The 20848-nt window shown below is 38.2% G+C and carries 34 protein-coding genes and 7 tRNA genes; 9 read left to right on the forward strand and 32 right to left on the reverse strand.

Features of this window, described 5'->3' with window-relative positions:
• Positions 1-9: 9 nt before the first annotated feature.
• From rpsM to LLS04_RS00745, 32 genes are all read right to left on the reverse strand, one after another.
• On the reverse strand, positions 10-375 hold the full coding sequence (gene rpsM / locus LLS04_RS00590) for a 30S ribosomal protein S13 (RefSeq protein ID WP_323611357.1): 366 nt from the start codon (positions 373-375) through the stop codon (positions 10-12).
• A gap of 15 nt (positions 376-390) precedes the next feature.
• Entirely contained in the window at positions 391-504 is a 114-nt protein-coding gene (gene rpmJ / locus LLS04_RS00595; RefSeq protein WP_016357297.1) for a 50S ribosomal protein L36, read from the reverse strand.
• A gap of 23 nt (positions 505-527) precedes the next feature.
• Positions 528-746 (reverse strand): translation initiation factor IF-1, encoded by a 219-nt coding sequence (gene infA / locus LLS04_RS00600; protein WP_003775226.1) that lies wholly within the window; start codon positions 744-746, stop codon positions 528-530.
• Positions 743-1513: a type I methionyl aminopeptidase gene (gene map, locus LLS04_RS00605; protein ID WP_323611361.1), complete on the reverse strand. Its 771-nt coding sequence runs from the start codon at positions 1511-1513 to the stop codon at positions 743-745. Before map ends, infA begins: the two co-directional genes overlap by 4 nt.
• On the reverse strand, positions 1510-2160 hold the full coding sequence (locus LLS04_RS00610) for an adenylate kinase (protein ID WP_003775223.1): 651 nt from the start codon (positions 2158-2160) through the stop codon (positions 1510-1512). Before LLS04_RS00610 ends, map begins: the two co-directional genes overlap by 4 nt.
• Before the next feature lie 18 nt (positions 2161-2178).
• On the reverse strand, positions 2179-3477 hold the full coding sequence (gene secY / locus LLS04_RS00615; protein ID WP_003775221.1) for a preprotein translocase subunit SecY: 1299 nt from the start codon (positions 3475-3477) through the stop codon (positions 2179-2181).
• Positions 3477-3917, reverse strand: a complete 441-nt coding sequence (gene rplO, locus LLS04_RS00620; protein WP_323611363.1) for a 50S ribosomal protein L15 — start codon at positions 3915-3917, stop codon at positions 3477-3479. Before rplO ends, secY begins: the two co-directional genes overlap by 1 nt.
• A gap of 12 nt (positions 3918-3929) precedes the next feature.
• On the reverse strand, positions 3930-4436 hold the full coding sequence (rpsE, locus tag LLS04_RS00625) for a 30S ribosomal protein S5 (RefSeq protein ID WP_013853151.1): 507 nt from the start codon (positions 4434-4436) through the stop codon (positions 3930-3932).
• 14 nt (positions 4437-4450) lie between these two features.
• Positions 4451-4807 (reverse strand): 50S ribosomal protein L18, encoded by a 357-nt coding sequence (gene rplR / locus LLS04_RS00630; protein ID WP_123171273.1) that lies wholly within the window; start codon positions 4805-4807, stop codon positions 4451-4453.
• Positions 4808-4828: 21 nt separating this feature from the next.
• Positions 4829-5374, reverse strand: coding sequence for a 50S ribosomal protein L6 (gene rplF / locus LLS04_RS00635; protein WP_003775214.1), 546 nt, complete (start codon positions 5372-5374; stop codon positions 4829-4831).
• 15 nt (positions 5375-5389) lie between these two features.
• Complete coding sequence (rpsH, locus tag LLS04_RS00640) at positions 5390-5788, reverse strand: 30S ribosomal protein S8 (RefSeq protein ID WP_003775212.1); 399 nt, start codon at positions 5786-5788, stop codon at positions 5390-5392.
• Positions 5789-5809: 21 nt separating this feature from the next.
• Positions 5810-6079, reverse strand: coding sequence for a 30S ribosomal protein S14 (gene rpsN / locus LLS04_RS00645; protein WP_003775210.1), 270 nt, complete (start codon positions 6077-6079; stop codon positions 5810-5812).
• A complete protein-coding gene (gene rplE / locus LLS04_RS00650; protein ID WP_003775209.1) occupies positions 6079-6624 on the reverse strand; it encodes a 50S ribosomal protein L5 in 546 nt (181 codons plus the stop codon). Before rplE ends, rpsN begins: the two co-directional genes overlap by 1 nt.
• Positions 6625-6638: 14 nt before the next feature.
• A complete protein-coding gene (gene rplX, locus LLS04_RS00655) occupies positions 6639-6947 on the reverse strand; it encodes a 50S ribosomal protein L24 (RefSeq protein ID WP_281192719.1) in 309 nt (102 codons plus the stop codon).
• A 9-nt stretch (positions 6948-6956) separates the two neighbouring features.
• Entirely contained in the window at positions 6957-7325 is a 369-nt protein-coding gene (gene rplN, locus LLS04_RS00660) for a 50S ribosomal protein L14 (protein WP_254006710.1), read from the reverse strand.
• A 12-nt stretch (positions 7326-7337) separates the two neighbouring features.
• Positions 7338-7598, reverse strand: coding sequence for a 30S ribosomal protein S17 (gene rpsQ / locus LLS04_RS00665; protein WP_003775202.1), 261 nt, complete (start codon positions 7596-7598; stop codon positions 7338-7340).
• Positions 7599-7612: 14 nt separating this feature from the next.
• Positions 7613-7816, reverse strand: a complete 204-nt coding sequence (rpmC, locus tag LLS04_RS00670; protein WP_003775201.1) for a 50S ribosomal protein L29 — start codon at positions 7814-7816, stop codon at positions 7613-7615.
• Complete coding sequence (gene rplP / locus LLS04_RS00675) at positions 7813-8235, reverse strand: 50S ribosomal protein L16 (protein ID WP_003775199.1); 423 nt, start codon at positions 8233-8235, stop codon at positions 7813-7815. The genes rpmC and rplP overlap by 4 nt, the downstream gene beginning before the upstream one ends.
• A 2-nt stretch (positions 8236-8237) precedes the next feature.
• Entirely contained in the window at positions 8238-9014 is a 777-nt protein-coding gene (gene rpsC / locus LLS04_RS00680) for a 30S ribosomal protein S3 (protein WP_003775197.1), read from the reverse strand.
• Between the two features lie 14 nt (positions 9015-9028).
• Positions 9029-9364, reverse strand: a complete 336-nt coding sequence (gene rplV, locus LLS04_RS00685) for a 50S ribosomal protein L22 (protein WP_003775195.1) — start codon at positions 9362-9364, stop codon at positions 9029-9031.
• Between the two features lies 1 nt (position 9365).
• The gene (gene rpsS / locus LLS04_RS00690; RefSeq protein ID WP_003775192.1) at positions 9366-9641 is read right to left on the reverse strand and encodes a 30S ribosomal protein S19; all 276 of its coding nucleotides are present in this window, start codon (positions 9639-9641) and stop codon (positions 9366-9368) included.
• A 21-nt stretch (positions 9642-9662) separates the two neighbouring features.
• Complete coding sequence (gene rplB / locus LLS04_RS00695) at positions 9663-10499, reverse strand: 50S ribosomal protein L2 (protein ID WP_003775190.1); 837 nt, start codon at positions 10497-10499, stop codon at positions 9663-9665.
• Positions 10500-10579: 80 nt separating this feature from the next.
• Complete coding sequence (gene rplW, locus LLS04_RS00700; RefSeq protein WP_003775188.1) at positions 10580-10864, reverse strand: 50S ribosomal protein L23; 285 nt, start codon at positions 10862-10864, stop codon at positions 10580-10582.
• Positions 10864-11493, reverse strand: a complete 630-nt coding sequence (gene rplD, locus LLS04_RS00705; RefSeq protein WP_003775187.1) for a 50S ribosomal protein L4 — start codon at positions 11491-11493, stop codon at positions 10864-10866. Before rplD ends, rplW begins: the two co-directional genes overlap by 1 nt.
• Positions 11486-12178 (reverse strand): 50S ribosomal protein L3, encoded by a 693-nt coding sequence (rplC, locus tag LLS04_RS00710; protein WP_254006712.1) that lies wholly within the window; start codon positions 12176-12178, stop codon positions 11486-11488. The genes rplD and rplC overlap by 8 nt, the downstream gene beginning before the upstream one ends.
• Before the next feature lie 15 nt (positions 12179-12193).
• Positions 12194-12505 (reverse strand): 30S ribosomal protein S10, encoded by a 312-nt coding sequence (gene rpsJ / locus LLS04_RS00715; protein ID WP_003775184.1) that lies wholly within the window; start codon positions 12503-12505, stop codon positions 12194-12196.
• A 361-nt stretch (positions 12506-12866) separates the two neighbouring features.
• Positions 12867-14051: an elongation factor Tu gene (gene tuf / locus LLS04_RS00720; protein WP_323611372.1), complete on the reverse strand. Its 1185-nt coding sequence runs from the start codon at positions 14049-14051 to the stop codon at positions 12867-12869.
• A 90-nt stretch (positions 14052-14141) separates the two neighbouring features.
• On the reverse strand, positions 14142-16208 hold the full coding sequence (gene fusA / locus LLS04_RS00725; RefSeq protein ID WP_323611373.1) for an elongation factor G: 2067 nt from the start codon (positions 16206-16208) through the stop codon (positions 14142-14144).
• A gap of 30 nt (positions 16209-16238) precedes the next feature.
• Entirely contained in the window at positions 16239-16709 is a 471-nt protein-coding gene (gene rpsG, locus LLS04_RS00730; protein ID WP_003775176.1) for a 30S ribosomal protein S7, read from the reverse strand.
• A gap of 30 nt (positions 16710-16739) precedes the next feature.
• Positions 16740-17159 carry a 30S ribosomal protein S12 gene (rpsL, locus tag LLS04_RS00735; protein WP_003775175.1) on the reverse strand — a complete coding sequence of 140 codons (420 nt, stop codon included), beginning with the start codon at positions 17157-17159 and terminating at the stop codon, positions 16740-16742.
• Positions 17160-17375: 216 nt separating this feature from the next.
• Positions 17376-18470: a sporulation integral membrane protein YtvI gene (ytvI, locus tag LLS04_RS00740; protein WP_323611375.1), complete on the reverse strand. Its 1095-nt coding sequence runs from the start codon at positions 18468-18470 to the stop codon at positions 17376-17378.
• 56 nt (positions 18471-18526) lie between these two features.
• On the reverse strand, positions 18527-19048 hold the full coding sequence (locus LLS04_RS00745) for a thermonuclease family protein (RefSeq protein WP_323611378.1): 522 nt from the start codon (positions 19046-19048) through the stop codon (positions 18527-18529).
• Between the two features lie 120 nt (positions 19049-19168).
• On the opposite strand from LLS04_RS00745, the gene LLS04_RS00750 reads away from it, so the two are divergent.
• The 9 genes from LLS04_RS00750 to LLS04_RS00790 all read left to right on the forward strand — a co-directional run bounded on the left by LLS04_RS00750 (position 19169) and on the right by LLS04_RS00790 (position 20844).
• A tRNA-Ser gene (locus LLS04_RS00750) sits at positions 19169-19259 on the forward strand.
• A gap of 28 nt (positions 19260-19287) precedes the next feature.
• Positions 19288-19363: transfer RNA gene (locus tag LLS04_RS00755), tRNA-Asp, on the forward strand.
• A 7-nt stretch (positions 19364-19370) separates the two neighbouring features.
• Positions 19371-19444: transfer RNA gene (locus tag LLS04_RS00760), tRNA-Gly, on the forward strand.
• A gap of 245 nt (positions 19445-19689) precedes the next feature.
• Positions 19690-19765, forward strand: a tRNA-Asp gene (locus tag LLS04_RS00765).
• A gap of 3 nt (positions 19766-19768) precedes the next feature.
• Positions 19769-19842, forward strand: a tRNA-Gly gene (locus LLS04_RS00770).
• A gap of 23 nt (positions 19843-19865) precedes the next feature.
• A tRNA-Asp gene (locus tag LLS04_RS00775) sits at positions 19866-19941 on the forward strand.
• A gap of 3 nt (positions 19942-19944) precedes the next feature.
• A tRNA-Gly gene (locus LLS04_RS00780) sits at positions 19945-20018 on the forward strand.
• A gap of 109 nt (positions 20019-20127) precedes the next feature.
• Complete coding sequence (locus LLS04_RS00785) at positions 20128-20397, forward strand: hypothetical protein (RefSeq protein WP_323611379.1); 270 nt, start codon at positions 20128-20130, stop codon at positions 20395-20397.
• Positions 20398-20454: 57 nt separating this feature from the next.
• Positions 20455-20844 carry a hypothetical protein gene (locus LLS04_RS00790; RefSeq protein WP_323611381.1) on the forward strand — a complete coding sequence of 130 codons (390 nt, stop codon included), beginning with the start codon at positions 20455-20457 and terminating at the stop codon, positions 20842-20844.
• Positions 20845-20848 lie beyond the last annotated feature (4 nt).

Here is a 20848-nt window from a genome sequence, read left to right on the forward strand (position 1 = left end):
TTAACCTTATTATTTCTTCTTGTTCGCTACTGTACGACGAGGTCCTTTACGTGTACGTGCATTTGTTTTTGTACGTTGTCCACGAACTGGTAAGCCACGACGATGACGGATTCCTCGGTTTGAACCGATTTCCATTAAGCGTTTGATGTTAAGGTTAACTTCACGACGAAGATCCCCTTCAACTTTAATTGATTCTATTTCACGACGGATTGCATTAACTTGCTCTTCAGTTAAATCTTTAACGCGGATATCTTCGCTGATTTCGCATTTTGTTAAGATTTCTTTTGATGTTGTTAAGCCAATACCGTAGATATATGTTAATGAGACTACTACACGTTTGTTACGTGGAATGTCAATTCCTGCTATACGAGCCATTAATATGACGTCCTCCTATCCTTGTCTTTGTTTGTGTTTTGGATTTTCACAAATAATCATTACTCTACCATTGCGTCGAATAACTCTACATTTTTCACACATTGGTTTTACAGATGGTCTTACTTTCATAGTATTATCCTCCTAAAACTATCTTATTTATGTCTAAATGTAATGCGCCCACGTGATAAATCGTAAGGCGAAATCTCAACAGTCACGCGATCTCCCGGTAAAATGCGAATGTAGTGCATACGGATTTTACCAGATACGTGAGCTAAAATTTCATGACCATTACTGAGTTCCACCTTAAACATTGCTCCAGGCAATGTATCAAGAACTACTCCATCTACTTCGATAACATTTTCTTTGCTCATGAGTGTTTAAAAGCCTCCTTTGTTCGAGTTAAAATTTCATAACTATCTTCAAGAATTACTACTGTATGTTCAAAATGAGCTGTTAAGGATCTGTCTTCTGAAACAACAGTCCACTCATCATCTAATACAGATGTTTTATTGGTTCCAATTTGAACCATAGGTTCAATCGCAATAACCATATTTTTGCGAAGAAGCGCTCCTTTATTAGGAACACCAACATTGGGTACGTATGGAGCTTCATGCATCGAAGTTCCGACACCGTGTCCTGAGTATTCAACAGGCAGTCCATAACCAAATGGTTGAACAACCGTCATAACTGCATGACCAATATCTCCTATACGATTTCCCGCTACAGCAGATTCAATTCCTGCAAATAACGACTCTTCAGTTACTTTTAATAAGTTTTGTGCTTCATCACTTATTTCCCCAACAGGATATGTCCAAGCATGATCGCTGTAATAACCTTTATAAATAGCGCCAACATCAATCGTGATAATGTCACCATTCTTGAGGATTACCTCTGAACTAGGAATACCATGAACTAAAACTTCATTTACCGAAGCACATATTGAACCCGGAAATCCATCATAACCAAGAAACGCTGGTGTTGCACCTTGACTTAGAATATAGTTACGAGCAATATCATCCAAATGTTTGGTTGATACGCCTGGTTGGATTGCTGCTTTAACTGCCTCTTGGCATTCAAAAGCAATTCGACCGGCTTCGCGCATTAATTCTAACTCACGTTCAGACTTGGTTGATATCATTTAACCGCCTCCAAGATGTTTTTTATCTCATTCATAACATTTTCTGCAGGTTGAGATGCATTAACGTCACGAACTAAACCTTTTTCACGATAATAATCGATAACTGGTTTTGTTTGGTTAATATACTCTTCAAAACGGACTTGAAGTTTTTCTTCATTGTCATCGCTTCGTTGGTATAGTTCTCCACCACAAATATCACATTTAGATTCTACTTTAGGTGGATTATTGTCAATATGATAGATTGCACCACAATCTTTACATAGACGACGGCCTGTAATTCGATTTACAAGCTCCTCATATTCTACCTCAAGATTGATTACTAAATCAATAGGGCGGTTAATATCATTTGACATTACCTCAAGTGCTTCTGCTTGATGTAAGTTACGTGGATATCCATCCAATAAGTAACCATTCAAGCAATCATCTTTTGAGATACGCTCTTTTACCATGCGGTCGGTTACTTCGTCAGGCACAAGCTTTCCTTGATCAATATAAGATTTTGCTTCGATTCCAACTGGAGTAGCATTTGAGATAGCTTCTCTAAACATATCTCCAGTTGAAATGTGAGCAACATTGAACAATTCAACAATATGCGCTGACATTGTACCTTTACCACTACCAGCAGGACCCATGATTAATAAATTCATAAACTGTCCTCCTAATTGTTATTTGTTAAATAAACCTTTATATGAACGTTGTGTCATACGACCCTCAAGTTCTTTAACTGTTTCAAGTGCAACTCCGACAACGATGATGATACCAGTACCACCAATTGCTGTACTTGCTGGAATTGCTCCTCGTGTAATCATTGGTAACACATGAGGGAGTAGTGCTACAAACGTTAGGAATAACGATCCTAATACCGTAATACGATTCAAAATCGTACTAATGTAATTTTTTGTATCTTTACCTGGGCGAACGCCTGGGATATAAGATCCATTCTTACCGAAGTCCTCTGAAATTTTCTCAGGGTCAACTTGTAAGTGAGTGTAGAAGAATGTGAATGCAATTATTAATAATGCATAAACAATCAATCCTACTGGTTGTTGTAAGCTCATTGTCGTTGTCATGAATTTATAGAAACCACTATTTTGGTTAATCCAACTCATAACAATAACTGGTGCTTGCATAATTGCTCCAGCAAAAATTACTGGAATAACTGATGCAGAGTTAATCATTAATGGCAAATGGTTCATACTCTTACCACGTGTAGTTCCACCTACGTTTGATGTATATTGAATTGAAATTTTACGAACGGCACCGTTCATATAAATAACAAGAATAATAATCGCTAAGTATAGAAGCACATAAACTGCACACCATACAAAGCCCATAGTTGTACCACCCTTAGTCATTTCAGCGAAAGCGCCTTTAAATTGACTTGGAAGATTTGATACGATACCTGCGAAAATAATCATTGATAATCCATTACCTACACCCTTTTGAGTGATTTGATCACCAAGCCATAGAAGGAACATTGTTCCCGCAGCCATTACAGTTCCCATAAAGAAGTAGTCCGCTACAGTACTACTCAACAAAATCTTATGTTGATTGTTGAGTAAGCTAATAATTCCAATCGCTTGAACGTATGCTAATACCACTCCAAGATAACGTGTAATTCGGTCAAGTTGTAATTTACCCTTTTGACCAGATTTCGTTAGCTCAGTTAAATATGGTATAACATCCATTGATAACAATTGGATAATAATTGATGCGGTAATGTAAGGTCCTACACCTAGAGCGAAAATTGAAAATGATTGGATAAACCCTCCACCAAGAATATTCATCATTCCAACTAATGTATTTGAGTTTAGTTCGCTTGCCATTGATCCTGCGACTTTAACGCTATCGACGTTAGGAACAGGAATAACTGTCCCTAGTCGATAAATCAATAACAATGCAAGTGTGAAAATGATTCTTATTCTGATTTCTTTATTTTTGAATAAATCAGTAAAAAATCTCATTAGATTACCTCTGCTTTTCCACCTAATTTTTCAATACTTTCAACTGCTGATTTTGAGAATGCGTTAGCTTTAACAACTAATTCTTTCTCTAATTCACCTTGACCTAAGATTTTAACTCCGTCAAGTGTTTTTTTGATAATTCCTTTTTCTAAAAGTGCTTCAATTGTAACTTCAGTTCCGTCTTCAAATACGTTTAATGAACTTAAGTTAACAACTGCGTAGTCCACACGGTTAACGTTTTTGAAACCGCGTTTAGGAATACGTTTGAACAATGGTGTTTGACCACCCTCAAATCCTAGTGCAACACCACCGCCACTACGAGCATTTTGACCCTTGTGACCTTTTCCTGATGTCTTACCAGTTCCTGAACCTTGTCCACGACCAAGACGTTTACGATCTTGGCGTGCACCTTCATTGTATTTTAATTCATGTAATTTCATAAAGGCCTCCTACTATCGTACGTCTTCGACTTTGATTTCTCTTAAACTCGCAACTTCATCAACAGTTTTCATTGATTCAAGTGCTTCAAATGTTGCACGAACCATGTTGATTGGTGTACGTGAACCAATACATTTTGTTAGCACGTCAGTAACTCCTGCTAACTCCATAACGTCACGAATTGCTCCACCAGCAATAACTCCAGTACCTTCTGCTGCAGGACGTACAAATACTTCTCCGGCACCAAATTTTCCTGTGTTAGCGTGTGGCAATGTTCCGTTAATCATCTTAACGTTAATTAAGTTTTTCTTTGCGGCTTCAACACCCTTGCGGATTGCATCTGGAACTTCGTTGGCTTTACCTGTTCCGAAACCGACGCGACCTTTTTTGTCACCAACTACAACTAGAGCAGCGAAGCGGAAACGACGACCACCCTTAACAACTTTAGTTACACGATTGATGACAACAACGCGTTCTTCGAATTCTTGTTCACGTTGTTCTCTTCTAGGTTTACGATTCATCATGTTCCTCCTTATTAAAACTCTAGTCCAGCTTCTCGAGCTGCCTCTGCTAATGCTTTAACACGTCCATGATAAATATAACCACCACGGTCAAACACTACAGATTTAATTCCATTTTCTAATGCTAATTTAGCTACAGCGTTACCAACTTGCGCTGCTGCCTCAATATTACCGCCATTTGCGAGTTTCATTTGTACCGATCCTGCTGATACTAATGTGTTACCTGTAACATCATCAATAACTTGTGCAGAAATGTTTCCATTTGATCGATACACGCTAAGACGTGGGCGTTCTTGCGTTCCACTGACTTTACGACGAACTCGAGCATGACGACGAACTCGTTCTTGATTTCTTGATAATTTTTTTGCCATCGTTCAAATTCTCCTTTCCCACTATTTCTTAGCTGCTGTTTTACCCTCTTTGCGACGGATAACTTCATTCTTGTATTTAATACCTTTACCGAGATATGGTTCAGGTTTACGAGTAGCACGAATGTTTGCTGCCCATTCTCCAACGCGTTGCTTATCAACACCTGTGATGTTAATAGCTGTTGCGCTAGGTACTTCGATATCTACACCATCTTCTAGTTCAAACTCGATTGGATGTGAGTATCCAACATTCAAGACTAACTTGTTATCTGACTTAGATGCACGATACCCGATACCAACTAATTCTAGAGATTTAGTGAATCCTTCACTTACTCCAGTAATCATGTTAGCGATTAGTGATCGTGTAGTACCATGTAATTGTTTAACTTTTTTTGAATCATTCGGGCGTTTAACGTTAATTTCGCTTCCGTTGATTTCGATTTCGTAAAGCTCACTGAACTGACGTGTTAAAGTTCCCTTAGGACCTTTTACTGTCACCTCATTGCCAGCTTTTAATTCGACTTCAACGCCTGCCGGAATGGTAATCGTTTTATTTCCGATACGTGACATTTAGTGTCTCCTCTCTTACCAAACGTAAGCTAAGACTTCGCCACCAACATGTTTAGCGCGAGCTTGCTTGTCTGTTAGCATACCTTCTGAAGTTGAAATGATTGCAATTCCAAGTCCGTTAAGAACACGTGGAACTTCATTTGTCTTCGCGTATACGCGTTTACCAGGTTTTGAAATTCGTTTTAACCCGCTAATTACTCGTTCGTTGTTAGGACCATATTTAAGAACAATTGTAATTGTCTTCTTGATTCCTTCACCACTAACTAGGTAGTCGCGGATAAAACCTTCTTCTTTCAAAATTCTAGCGATTTCTGTTTTTTCTTTACTTGCTGGAATTTCAACTACATCGTGTTTTGCTTGAATAGCATTACGAACACGTGTAAGTAAATCAGCGATTGGATCTGTTACATACATCTGAAAAGCTCCTCCTTTATACTACCAGCTTGCCTTTTTAACGCCTGGAATTTGCCCTTTATGAGCAGCTTCGCGGAAGCGAATACGAGACATACCGTATTTACGTAAGTATCCGTGAGGGCGTCCGTCAACCATATCGCGGTTGTGAAGACGTACAGGTGATGCATTACGAGGAAGTTTTTGAAGTCCTTCGTAGTCACCTTTGGCTTTTAGTTCAGCACGTTTTTCTGCGTAGCGATCTACGATCTCTTGACGTTGTTTTTCACGAGCGATTTTTGATTTCTTAGCCATTAGTTACCCTCCTTTTTAAATGGCATGCCTAACATTGAAAGTAAAGCATAACCTTCTTTATCTGTTTTAGCTGTAGTAACGATAGTAATATCCATACCACGAACTTTATTAACTTTGTCAAAATCGATTTCTGGGAAAATTAATTGTTCTTTAACACCCATAGTATAGTTACCACGTCCGTCAAATGATCCACCGTTAATACCACGGAAGTCACGTACACGAGGAAGAGCAACTTTGATAAGTTTTTCTAAGAAGTCATACATTTTTTGACCACGAAGTGTAACTTTACATCCAATAGGCATATCTTCACGTAATTTGAAGTTAGCAATTGATTTCTTAGCTCTTGTGATAACTGGTTTTTGACCAGTAATAATTTCTAAATCAGCAACAGCATCATCTAAGAATTTTGTGTTGTTGATTGCTTCACCAACACCCATGTTAACTACGATTTTTTCGAGTTTAGGTGTTTGCATTACTGAAGTATAGTTAAATTCTTCAACTAATTTAGCAACTACTTCATTTTTGTATTGTTCTTTTAAGTTCATTTAGCTATACCTCCTTATTTTACTGCTGCGCCTGATTTTTTATAGACGCGAACTTTTTTACCTTTTTCTTCTGTGTAAGCTACACGGCTTGGAGCTTTCGCTTTAGCATCGTATAACATTACGTTTGAAACATGAATCCATGCTTCTTGTTCAAGAATACCACCCTCTGGGTTCATTTGGCTTGGTTTCATGTGTTTTTTAATTAAATTAACACCTTCAACCTTAACTTTGTCATGTTTAGGTGAAACTTCAATGACATCACCAATGGTGCCCTTGTATGAGCCTGTAATTACTTGAACATTATCTCCACGTTTGATTCTCATAAAAGCCTCCTATAACACTTCCGGTGCTAATGATACGATTTTCATGAAATTATATTCACGAAGCTCGCGAGCTACCGGTCCAAAAATACGAGTTCCGCGAGGAGTCATATCATCTTTTAAGATAACAACTGCGTTATCATCAAAATTAATGTATGATCCATTTTCACGACGTACACCGTATTTAGTACGAACTACTACCGCTTTAACGACATCACCTTTTTTAACTGTTCCACCAGGAATAGCATGTTTAACCGTACCAACAACAATGTCTCCAATGCTTGCTGAACGACGACGGCTACCACCTAGGCAACGAATTACTAAGATTTCCTTAGCACCAGTGTTGTCAGCGACTTTACATCTTGATTCATTTTGTATCATCTTGACAACCTCCTACAATACTTCGGCTTTTTCAACTAATTTAGTAACGCGGCAGAATTTAGTTGCTGATAATGGACGAGTTTCCATAATTTCAACAATATCTCCAACTTTGATTTCATTAGTTTCATCATGAGCCTTGAATTTTTTTGAATAGTTTACACGTTTTCCATACAATGGATGACGTTTTGACGTTTTTACTTCTACTACTACCGTTTTATCCATTGCATCAGATACAACAGTACCACGGTAAACTTTGCGCTTGTTTCTTTCCATCGCGTTGTGTCCTCCTACTTATTGTCACTAAGCTCGCGCTCAGTGATCACTGTCTTAATCCGAGCAATCGTTTTACGGATTTCTCTTAATCGAGCAGGATTTTCAAGTTGACCAATTGCTTGTTGGAAACGTAAATCAAATAACTCTTCCTTTAAAGCATCAATTTCAACTAATAAATCAGCGTCATTTTTTTCACGGATTTCTTTTACTGTTGTCATACTTGTTCCTCCTCTCCCTTTTTAACAAATCGAGTTTTAACTGCTAGTTTGTGTGAAGCTAAGCGGAACGCTTCGCGTGCTACTTCTTCAGGTACTCCAGCAATTTCAAACATTACTCGACCTGGCTTAACAACTGCAACCCAACCTTCAGGTGCACCTTTACCAGAACCCATTCGAACTTCTAATGGTTTTTTAGTGATTGCTAAGTGAGGGAAGATTTTAATCCAAACTTTCCCACCACGTTTCATATAACGAGTCATTGCAATACGAGCAGATTCGATTTGACGGTTACTTACATAGTTTCCTGATTCAGCAACCAAACCGTATTCTCCAAAAGCAACAGTACGTCCAGCTTTTGAACGTCCCTCGTATGAAAGACGATGTGGTTTTCTATATTTTGTACGTTTTGGCATTAACATAACTAGTTACCTCCTTGCTCGTCTTTTGATGCAGCTGAAGCTGCTGGTTTAGCATTACGTGGGTTGTTGTTTGGACGACGGTCGTTACGACGACGACGTGGTCGATCAAACTTACCACCCTTAGGTGCTTCAGGTTCTTGAACCTTTTGACCTGGTAATACTTCACCGCGGCAGATCCAAACTTTAACACCTAAGATACCAAATTGAGTATTAGCTTCATAGTGTGCGTAGTCAATGTCTGAACGAAGTGTATGAAGAGGAACGATTCCCTCTGAATATCCTTCTGAACGAGCCATATCTGCTCCACCTAAACGGCCTGAAACGGCAGTTTTGATTCCTTTAGCACCTGCGCGCATTGTACGTTGAATTGTACGTTTTTGAGCAGTTCTAAATGATGCACGTTGTTCTAATTGCTCAGCAATATTACGAGCAACTAAATGAGCATCTAAATCTGGGTTAGCAACTTCTAACACTTTAATGTTAACTGTGTTGCCTTCTGAGATTTTTGCAATATCTTTTTTAACTTTTTCAATATTTGCACCATTAACTCCAATAACAACTCCTGGGCGAGCTGTACGGATAATGATGTCAACACGATTCTTTGATCGTTCGATTTCTACGCGTGATACATATGCATCTTTAAGATTTTTGAAAATATAGTCACGAATTAATTTATCTTCGTGTAATAAATTTGCGAAATCTTTTTCAGCATACCAACGTGATTCCCAATCACGAATGACACCAACGCGCATACCGATCGGATGTACTTTTTGTCCCATTGTCTGTCCTCCCTTTAGGCGCGTTCCGAAACCACAACAGTGATGTGGCTTGTACGCTTCATGATTGGCGCTGCAGAACCTTTAGCTCTAGGTCTGAAACGCTTCATTGTTACACCTTCATCAGCATAGCATGCTGAGATGTAAAGTTTTTCTTCATCTAATTGATGATTGTTTGTTGCATTTGCAATTGCTGAGTCTAAGACTTTAGCGATTACTTTTGAAGCAGAATTAGGTGTATATCTTAAGATAGCTGCTGCATGATCGACATCAAGTCCACGAATTTCATCTAGAACAAGACGTGCTTTACGTGGAGTAACACGAACTGTTTTAACTATTGCTTTTACTTCCATATTAACGACCCGCCTTCTTGTCAGCTGCGTGACCTGTATAACGACGTGTTGGTACGAACTCACCTAATTTATGTCCTACCATGTCTTCAGTAACAAACACTGGAACGTGTTCCTTACCATTATGCACCGCAAACGTATGCTCAACGAATTGAGGGAAAATAGTTGAACGGCGTGACCATGTTTTAATTACTTCTTTTTTGCTTTCTGCATTTAGTTTTTCAACTTTGTTCATTAAATGAAGATCACAAAATGGTCCTTTTTTTAAACTACGACTCATATCTTTCTTCCTTCCTTTCGTCTACTTATCATTGCGTCGACGTACAATTAACTTAGTCGATGCTTTTTTATCTCTACGAGTTTTAACACCCATAGCTTTTTTACCCCAAGGTGTCATAGGTGACTTACGTCCGATTGGAGTACGTCCTTCCCCACCACCATGAGGGTGATCAACAGGGTTCATTGCAGAACCACGTACAGTTGGGCGAATACCCATGTGACGTTTACGTCCAGCTTTACCAATGTTAACTAATGAATGTTCTGAGTTTCCAACTTCACCGATTGTTGCACGGCATGTTGATAAAATCTTACGAACTTCACCAGATGCTAATTGAACAGTAACATGTTTTTCTTCAACACCAAGAACTTGAGCTGATGTTCCAGCTGAACGCACTAATTGTGCACCACGTCCTGGTTTTAATTCAATATTATGTACTAATGTACCTTCAGGCATTTGACCTAATTCTTTAGCGTTACCAACTTTAATATCAGCTGATGCACCACTATAAATTACGTCGCCTACTTTTAGTCCTTTAGGAGCTAAAATATAACGTTTTTCCCCATCAGCGTAGCTTAATAAAGCGATATTTGCTGAACGGTTTGGATCATATTCGATTGTTGCAACTTTTGCTGGAATATCATCTTTGTTACGTTTAAAGTCAATAATACGGTATTGACGTTTATGTCCACCACCGATGTGACGAGTTGTAATACGACCTGTATTACCACGTCCACCAGTTTTACTTAGTGGAGCTACTAATGAACGTTCTGGTTTAACATTTTTAGATAACTGTTCGTTAGCTAAAGTTGTCATCCCGCGACGTCCAGGAGTAGTTGGCTTATAATGTTTAATTGCCATGTAATAATTCCTCCCTACGCAAGTTATCCGGAAATAGCGTAATTCTTCCGATAAGTTTTATTGATTAAAGAACTTTATGATTAAAGAACTTCGATTTTTGAACCTTCAGCGAGTTTCACGATTGCTTTGCGAACTGCTTTAGTTTGTCCTTCGTAACGTCCTACACGTTTTTTACGTGGTAAAACGTTGATAACGTTGATTTTTTCAACTTTAACATTGAAAATTTCTTCGATAGCTTGACGAATTTCGATTTTGTTTGATCCTTTAGCTACTTCAAAAGTAACTTTGTTATCGTTTTGTTGCATCGCTACTGTTTTCTCAGTAATAATTGGACGAACAATAATATCTCTAGGGTTACGTTTCATTATGCAAGCACCTCCCCAGCTTCGATAGCTGCTTTTTCAGTGAATACAATTTGATCGCAATTTACGATATCGTAAACGTTTAAACCTTGAACATCTAACATCATTGTGTTTGATAGGTTACGCATTGATAAGTAAGCATTGTCAATATTTTCTTCAGCTGAAACAACAAATAGAGTTTTCTTGTTTAATTTAAGTGCATCCATCACTGCGATGAATTCTTTTGTCTTAACGTTTTCAACTGTTAGGTTTTCAACTACTGACATTTCTGAATCCATAACTTTTTGTGATAATGCTGAACGTAAAGCTAAACGACGAACCTTACGGTTAAGGCTGTATTTGTAGCTTCTTGGAGTAGGTCCGAAAACAACTCCACCACCACGCCATTGAGGAGAACGGATTGACCCTTGACGAGCACGACCTGTTCCTTTTTGACGCCATGGTTTACGTCCACCACCGCGAACCTCTGTACGGTTCTTAGTTTTGTGTGTACCTTGACGAAGTGAAGCTTGTTGCATAACAACTGCTTCAAAGATTGTTTGATTATTTGGTTCAATTCCAAATACTGCTTCGTTTAACTCAAGTTCACGAAGACTCTTGCCTTCAAGGTTTAAAATATCTAACTTAGGCATTTTCGGAATCCTCCTTAACTGCAAAGTCAACTAATTCAACTGGATCTTTTGATTTAACGCGTTTAACTGTTGATTTAACAATTACGAAACCTTTTTTAGGTCCAGGAATGTTTCCTTTAATTAATAGATAGTTACTTTCTGTATCAACTTTGATAACTTCTAACTTTTGATTTGTTGTAGTGTATCCACCATGTTGTCCTGGTAAAATACGTCCTTTTTTAATTACAGCAGGGTTTAATCCACCTGTTGCAAGTGAACCAACTCCACGGTGAAATCCTGAACCGTGAGCTTTAGGTCCGATTTTTTGGTTCGCACGAACGATTGAACCTTGGAAACCATGTCCACGTGATGTTCCTGTTACGTCAACATATTCCCCTACGCTGAATAAATCAGCTTTAATTTCTGCGCCAACCTCGAAATCCATCATTTCTGAGCCAGCAATTTCACGAACAAATTTCTTTGGAGCAGTGCTTGCTTTAGCAGCGTGAGCAATCTCAGATTTGTTTGCACGTTGTTCCTTCACATCGAAGGCACCTAATTGAACTGCTTCATAATTGTCTGATTCCATTGTTTTCTTTTGAAGAACAACGTTTGGCAATACTTCGACAACACTAACTGGAATTAATTTTCCGTCAGTTGTGAAGACTTGTGTCATTCCTAATTTACGTCCTAGTAATCCTTTCATGATAACTCCTCTCTACTAAAGTTTGATCTCGATATCAACACCGCTTGGTAGATCTAAACGACTTAATGCGTCGATAGTTTCTGCCGTTGGGCCAACAATTTCAATCAATCTCTTGTGAGTTCTTGATTCAAATTGTTCACGAGAATCCTTATTAACGTGTACTGATCGTAAGATTGTTACGATTTGTTTTTCTGTTGGTAATGGAACTGGTCCTACTACCTTTTGTGCGCCGTGATCGTTAGCAGCTTGAACAATTTTTTGTGCAGCACTATCAATAGTACGGTGTTCATAAGCTTTTAGACGAATACGAATAAAATTCTTTGCCATGGAAATTCCTCCTTCTACTGTCTATTTCCAATAGACCTGCTCTGTACAAATTCCCCGGCTTCTCACTGACCATGACAACGCTATTCAGTGTGCCGGCAACCTTGCACTTCTATGCAGTCGCTTTAGTATTATACACTATCTATCTATAAATTCAAGGTCTTTTATAGTATTATTTTAAAAATATTTATTTGTTTATTTTATCGGTATAAGAAGCCTTTAAATCAAGCATTTCATGGTTTTATTTGATCCGCATCTAAAACAAATTAGAGCTACTATTGAACAATAATAATTTAAGTTCTCAAATTATTATTTCTCATAAAAAAAACCTCTACAATGTAGAGGTTAGTTTGTTAAAAATAGATTATTTAACGATTTCTGTAACGTTACCAGCACCAACAGTACGTCCACCCTCACGAATTGAGAATGTTGTACCTTGCTCTACAGCGATTGGAGCGATAAGTTCTATAGTCATTTCTACGTTGTCACCAGGCATAACCATATCAACACCTTCAGGTAATTGAATTGTTCCAGTTACGTCTGTTGTACGGAAGTAGAATTGAGGACGGTAGTTGTTAACAAATGGAGTATGACGTCCACCTTCTTCTTTGCTTAAGATATAAACTTGAGCTTTGAAGATTTTGTGAGGAGTTACTGAACCTGGTTTAGCAAGAACTTGTCCACGTTCGATTTGCTCACGGTTAACACCACGTAGAAGTGCTCCAACGTTGTCACCAGCCATAGCTGAATCTAACATTTTGTGGAACATTTCGATACCTGTTACAACAGTTTTTGATGTAGGGTGAATACCAACGATTTCAACTTCTTCGTTAAGTTTTAATTCTCCACGTTCTACACGTCCTGTAGCAACTGTACCACGACCTGAGATTGTAAATACGTCTTCGATTGACATTAAGAATGGTTTGTCTGTATCACGAACTGGTTCTGGTACATTAGCATCGATAGCATCCATGAGTTCGATAATTTTTTCTTCCCAGTCTGCTTCGCCTTCTAATGCTTTAAGAGCTGATCCGCGGATAACTGGACAGTTATCTCCGTCGTAATCGTTTTCTGATAGTAATTCACGAACTTCCATTTCAACTAAGTCGATTAACTCTTCGTCATCAACCATGTCGCATTTGTTCAAGAATACTACGAAGTAAGGAACACCTAATTGTTTTGCAAGTAGGATGTGCTCACGAGTTTGTGGCATTGGACCATCTGTTGCTGAAACAACTAAGATAGCACCATCCATTTGTGCAGCACCTGTGATCATGTTTTTAACGTAGTCAGCGTGACCTGGACAGTCAACGTGTGCGTAGTGACGTGCTTCTGTTTCGTATTCAACGTGTGAAGTTGAGATTGTGATTCCACGTTCTCTTTCTTCAGGCGCTTTATCGATTTGGTCGTAAGCTTGAGCAGCCCCGCCACCTTTTTTAGCTAATACGTTTGTAATAGCAGCTGTTAATGTAGTTTTACCATGGTCAACGTGTCCTAATGTACCAACGTTAACATGGGGTTTGGAACGATCAAATTTTTCTTTTGACATGTGCAATTTTCCTCCTATGTATAAAATATTGCCTATCAACTATATATTAAGATAATCTTCATATAAAATCAATACGTAAATATCAACTGGTTATTTTTTCTTTTTAGCAACTGTTTCTGCAATGCTCTTTGGCACTTCTTCGTAGTGATCAAATTGCATTGATGAGTTACCGCGACCTTGTGTAAATGAACGAAGGTCAGTTGTATATCCAGACATGTTTGAAAGTGGAACCCAAGCCTTAACGATAACTGCGTTACCGCGTTCTTCTTGATCACGAATTTGTCCACGACGTCCTGAGATATCTCCCATAACTGCTCCCAAGTATTCACTTGGTGCTGTGATTTCAACATTCATGATTGGTTCTAACAATACTGGATTACATTTTTTAGCAGCTTCTTTGAAAGCCATGCTAGCAGCGATTTTATAAGCCATTTCTGAGGAGTCAACATCATGTGATGATCCATCGAATAATGTAGCTTTGATATCAATTGCAGGGTATCCAGCAATTAAACCATTTTGAAGTGCAGCTGTAAGCCCTTCTTGTGCTGGTTTAATAAATTCACGAGGAACTGTTCCACCAACAACTTTATCAACCCATTCAAAACCTTTACCTGGATTTGGTTCAAATTTGATCCAAACGTGTCCATATTGTCCACGACCACCAGATTGACGAACGAATTTACCTTCACAGTCAGCTGCACTGCGAATTGTTTCGCGGTAAGCAACTTGTGGGGCTCCTACGTTAGCTTCAACTTTGAATTCACGTTTCATACGATCAACAAGAATGTCTAAGTGTAACTCACCCATTCCGGCAATGATTGTTTGTCCTGTTTCATCATCAGTATATGTTTTAAATGTTGGATCTTCTTCAGCTAATTTAGCTAAAGCAAGTCCCATTTTATCTTGGTCACCTTTTGATTTTGGTTCAACGGCAACGTTGATAACTGGTTCTGGGAAGACCATTGATTCAAGAATGATTTCTTTCTTTTCATCACAAAGTGTATCCCCTGTACCTGTAACTTTAAGACCAACAGCAGCAGCGATTTCACCAGCATAAACATTTTCGATCTCTTCACGGTGGTTAGCATGCATTTGCATGATACGACCGAAACGTTCACGTTTACGTTTTACTGAGTTATATACTGGTCCACCTGATGTTGCAACACCTGAATACACACGGAAGTATGTAAGACGTCCAACAAATGGGTCAGTCATAACTTTAAATGCTAAAGCTGAGAATGGTGCTTCATCACTTGCTTCACGAACAGCTTCTTCACCATTTGGTAAAGTACCATTTACAGCTGGAATATCAACTGGTGAAGGTAAGTAATCGATAACTGCATCAAGCATCGCGATAACACCTTTATTCTTATAAGCAGCACCACAAAGTACTGGGAAGAATTCACCACTGATTACAGCTTTACGGATAGCAGTCTTGATTTGTTCAACCGTAGGTTCAACACCTTCAAGGATAAGCATCATAAAGTCTTCATCAAAATCAGAGATTTGTTCAAACAACACTTCACGAGCTTCAGCTACTTGAGCTTTAAACTCTTCAGGAATTTCAACAATATCATCTGTTTTTTGTGATACGTCAGCAAACATATGTGCTTCTTGCTCAACGATATCAATTAGACCATCGAAATAGTCTTCAACCCCAATAGGGATTTGGATTGGTGCTGATTTAGCTCCTAAACGATCAACAATAGTTTTTGCTGACATGTAGAAGTCTGCACCGGTTGCGTCCATTTTATTAACGAACACGATACGAGGTACGTTATATTTTGTAGCTTGACGCCAAACAGTTTCTGTTTGAGGTTCAACACCTGATTTAGCATCAAGTACTGTAACCGCACCATCAAGAACACGTAATGAACGTTCAACCTCAACAGTAAAGTCAACGTGACCAGGAGTATCAATAATGTTTACACGGTGGCCCTTCCAAGCAGCAGTTGTAGCAGCGGATGTGATTGTAATACCACGTTCTTGCTCCTGCGCCATCCAGTCCATCGTTGCAGCACCATCATGAGTTTCCCCGATCTTATGTGTACGACCTGTATAATAGAGAATACGTTCTGTTGTAGTTGTTTTACCAGCATCGATGTGAGCCATGATACCGATATTACGCATTTTATCTAATGAAAATTCTCTTGCCATAAGATGTAAGTCTCCTTTTCTACGTTAATCTTACCAACGGTAGTGTGCGAATGCTTTATTGGCTTCAGCCATTTTATGCACGTCGTCACGTTTCTTAACTGAAGCACCTACACCATTTGATGCATCGATGATTTCAGCAGCTAAGCGTTCTTCCATTGTTTTTTCTCCACGTGAACGTGAATATTGAACAATCCAACGAAGTCCAAGTGTCAATCGACGTTCTTGAGTTACTTCAATAGGGATTTGGATGTTTGATCCACCAACTCGGCGAGCTTTAAGTTCTAAGACAGGTAATACGTTGTCTAAAGCTTCCTCAAATACTTCCATTGGTTGGCGACCTGTTTTTTCTTCAATAATTGCAAAAGCGTTATAAAGAATTGATTGTGCTAAACCTTTTTTACCATCAATCATGATTCTGTTGATTAAACGTGTTACTAATTTTGAATTATAAATTGGATCAGCAACTACGTCGCGCTTTGGAACATGTCCTTTTCTAGGCATTTAATTCACTCCTCTCATTTTTGATGTTAATTAATCTTCTTGTCTTGGTTTTTTTGTACCGTATAGTGAACGGCTTTGACGACGGTCAGTTACACCAGCACAGTCCATTGTTCCACGAACGATGTGGTAACGAACCCCAGGTAAGTCTTTTACACGACCACCACGAATAAGAACAACACTATGTTCTTGTAAGTTGTGTCCGATTCCTGGAATATAAGCCGTAACTTCCATACCATTACTCAAACGAACACGTGCATATTTACGTAATGCTGAGTTAGGTTTCTTAGGTGTCATTGTACCAACACGTGTACATACTCCACGTTTTTGTGGACTATTTACTTTTGTTGTTTGACGTTTAATCGTATTTAAACTACGACCTAATGCCGGTGATTTCGATTTGTAAACGCGTTTTGTACGACCTTTTTGAATCAATTGGTTAATTGTAGGCATTAATTTTCTCCCTTCTTAAATTTCTATGCACACAGTACCATGTGTGCCATAACTCACATATTAATTAGGTTTCCACGAAAGAAACCCAGTATTAATTCATAAGCCTTTACATTTTATCACACTAATCGTGCTTGTCAACATATTAAACGAAAAAAATATAAAAATCGAGAGAGTCGATGAAACGTCTCTCTCAATTCAATTTATTATATGTTTAACTTAAGCTATTTCGCTCGATTCATCTGCTCTACGGAAAATATTAATTTTACCTTCATCGTGCAGTGTTTTTAGTATAGTTGCAGATATAGGAAGCGCAAATAAACCGATGAAACCAAACATCTTTAGTCCTACATATATAAGGATAAGAGTTGCTAGTGGGTGGAGTCCTATTTGATCCCCCACAATCTTCGGCTCTAAAATATTCCGAATTACAGTGATTACAATGTAAGTAATCATGAGTCCGATGCCCAATGGAGTGTTACCCATGATGAGTTCAATAATAAACCACGGAATCATAACCGTTCCGGTTCCTAGAACTGGAAGGATGTCAATGATCGCAACCATAAAAGCCAAACCAATAGGATTATGGATACCAAGAATAAAGAACGCAAATGACAGCTCCACAAATGTCAGCGACATCAATTTAGCATAGGCTCTTAAATATTTACCGAGAACAGAAATCAGCCCATCTTTAATATCCAAGATCAAAGTTCTTTGTTTTAAAGGAATCATCCCCATTACACTGCTAACAATTCCTTGGTAATCCAACGTGAAGAAGAACGATGAAATAATAGCAATTAATATTGATATCAAAACACTTGGAATTGAAGAAATAAGTCGTGTAATGAAATTAATCGTTCCACCTGAAATCCCTTTGAAAATTCCATCAATGCTTTGAACTATAGAGCGACCAATAGATTCAATGATCTCAATGACATCCGGATCAAGATTAACGACGGCACCCTCTACCCAAACAATGACAGATTCAATTGCGGGAGATAGTGTTGCCTGATAGAAGCTTGGAACAGCTTTCGCAAAATTTTGAATACCCGCAATAACCGCTACCAAAATCCAAAATATAGCCGCTGCTAATAATATATAGAAAAGAATAACTACTAATAATGAAGAACCCTTTTGATTTCCAATTTTCTTTGTGAGTTTAGATATAACCGGCTTCAATAAGAATGCGATCACAAAACCAATAATAAAAGGCATCAGGTATTTCGTTGAAAATTTAAGGACCAATGCTGCAAGACTAAAACTTATTGCAAAATACAGAATATTAATTATAAAATTTTTACGTTTTTCAATCATAACTTCCTCCATCTATAGTTTATTTTAAAGATTTCAAGATTCAAAGTCTACCTTTATCATTTCCATATACCCATTTTTTGTTTCTTAGCATTTGCCTGTAAACGATTTAATTTATCTACATGAAGGTAATCACCATAGATATATTTAACCTTAGCAAATCCTCCGGAAACTAATAGTTCCTGTAAAAGTGTATCATCAACGTATACCCAGGCAATAACACGACCATATTTATCATACTTATCAGCTTCGGGATCATACTCAAGTTTGATTTTTTTTGCATTTTTTAAATATTCACACGTAAATGAGCTCGCTTCCTCTGCAAAAAATTGAGGATTGTATTGATCATTTTGACGCAGCTCTGGCGTATCTACAGCAATAAAACGGACTTTCTCTTTTTTACCACCAATGTTTAGTTGTGCTGTATCCCCATCAATACACTTGTGAAGTGTAACGTGTTCCATATTTGAATTACTCTGCGGCTTCGCAAATTCAGATAGAAGAAATATTATTACCAAAATAACTAGAACAGTGATTTTAAGTAACATATTCGCGGTGTTTTGTTTAATTTTATTGTTCATAGACACATTATACCCTAAACAATGTTAAATATTAAAAAAAACAATAAAATCCTATTGCCTAAGACCTATTGTTGTGATAATATGAATGAGCACTCAAAGAAGAGAGCAAGAAACAAACTTGGAGATGTACTCAAGTGGCTGAAGAGGTGCCCCTGCTAAGGGTATAGGTCGGGTAACTGGCGCGGGAGTTCAAATCTCCCCATCTCCGCCATTATTTTGTTTCTCATATATAAAAAAATGGTCCAGTGGTGTAGCGGTTAACATGCCTGCCTGTCACGCAGGAGATCGCGGGTTCGATTCCCGTCTGGACCGCCATTTTTTTGCAGGTGTAGTTCAATGGTAGAACACGACCTTGCCAAGGTTGAGGCGGGGGTTCAATTCCCCTCACCTGCTCCAAAATATTAATTATTAAGAACAGCATTGTTCTTTTTTTTATATCTTCCCTCAATTCAATAGACTTCTAATTGAATTGAGATTCCTTTTACCATCATTTTTTAGGCTTTGTGTTGACTGTAAGGTTGCATTCTGTAGCTGATTTAGAGCCAAACAAAAAAAACTAGTTTATGTTGTAAAAAAGGCTTGGAATAAGATTTTATCTATGGTAATATATATGAGCGTTAAGGGATTAACGTTTTGCAAATGGTCCAGTGGTGTAGCGGTTAACATGCCTGCCTGTCACGCAGGAGATCGCGGGTTCGATTCCCGTCTGGACCGCCATTTGCAGGTGTAGTTCAATGGTAGAACACGACCTTGCCAAGGTTGAGGCGGGGGTTCAATTCCCCTCACCTGCTCCAAGTACAATTTAATGTTTGCAAATGGTCCAGTGGTGTAGCGGTTAACATGCCTGCCTGTCACGCAGGAGATCGCGGGTTCGATTCCCGTCTGGACCGCCATTTGCAGGTGTAGTTCAATGGTAGAACACGACCTTGCCAAGGTTGAGGCGGGGGTTCAATTCCCCTCACCTGCTCCAAATAATTAATTTAACTCTATAAGTTCGCTTATAGAGTTTTTTTACTTTTAAAATCAAAGATTGGATTTAGAATAATATACGTTATAATGCTTTTATAGGAGGATTGTTTATGACCGAATCGATATATATTTTGAATATAATGGACAGTTACCAAATTGTTGTCGCAATCATCAGTCTTTCCGGTGTTTTACTAAGTTCTTTATTTGGATACATCAGTTCGTATCTTGGTAGAAAACAATCTGCCGATACCGAATTAAAGAAAATAAAAGAAAACCATCAGAAACAGATTGATCGGGAGAAGAAACTTGAAAAAGATACTAAACTTCGAATTGTATTACAAGAATTAACAGAAGGTTACTACGCTTTAAACTACGATTAATCCATTCCCGGTACGTACTTCAATACACCGGAAGGACAGGAAATCTTTAACCGTGTAATGTCTTTTATCACAGCATATGGTGATGAGCAATCCGTACAAACAACTATATACCTTCAAAAAACAATCTTTGAAAGTCATCTTTTGAGTACCTATTATGATTGCTTATCAGAATACGTACAAGACGACTTAACTTACACCATAGATTGGATACGCTATGAAACAAACGCACTTACATCGATATTAATTGCTCAACTTCGATATGATATCAGTAATGAATTACTGAATCCAAAAGATCTTATGATGGTAAAATATAACAATGATAATCCCGTTCTTAGGGATTTCTTCGAATCCGGCGTAGACCTATTTATTGAGATGCTTCAACTTGAACACTTCTATCCATATATTGAAAAGCATACTGCTTTAAAAGAAAAAACATATTCTAATTGAATAT

The organism is Erysipelothrix enhydrae, assembly GCF_035066605.1.
GTDB lineage: Bacteria > Bacillota_I > Bacilli_A > Erysipelotrichales > Erysipelotrichaceae > Erysipelothrix > Erysipelothrix amsterdamensis.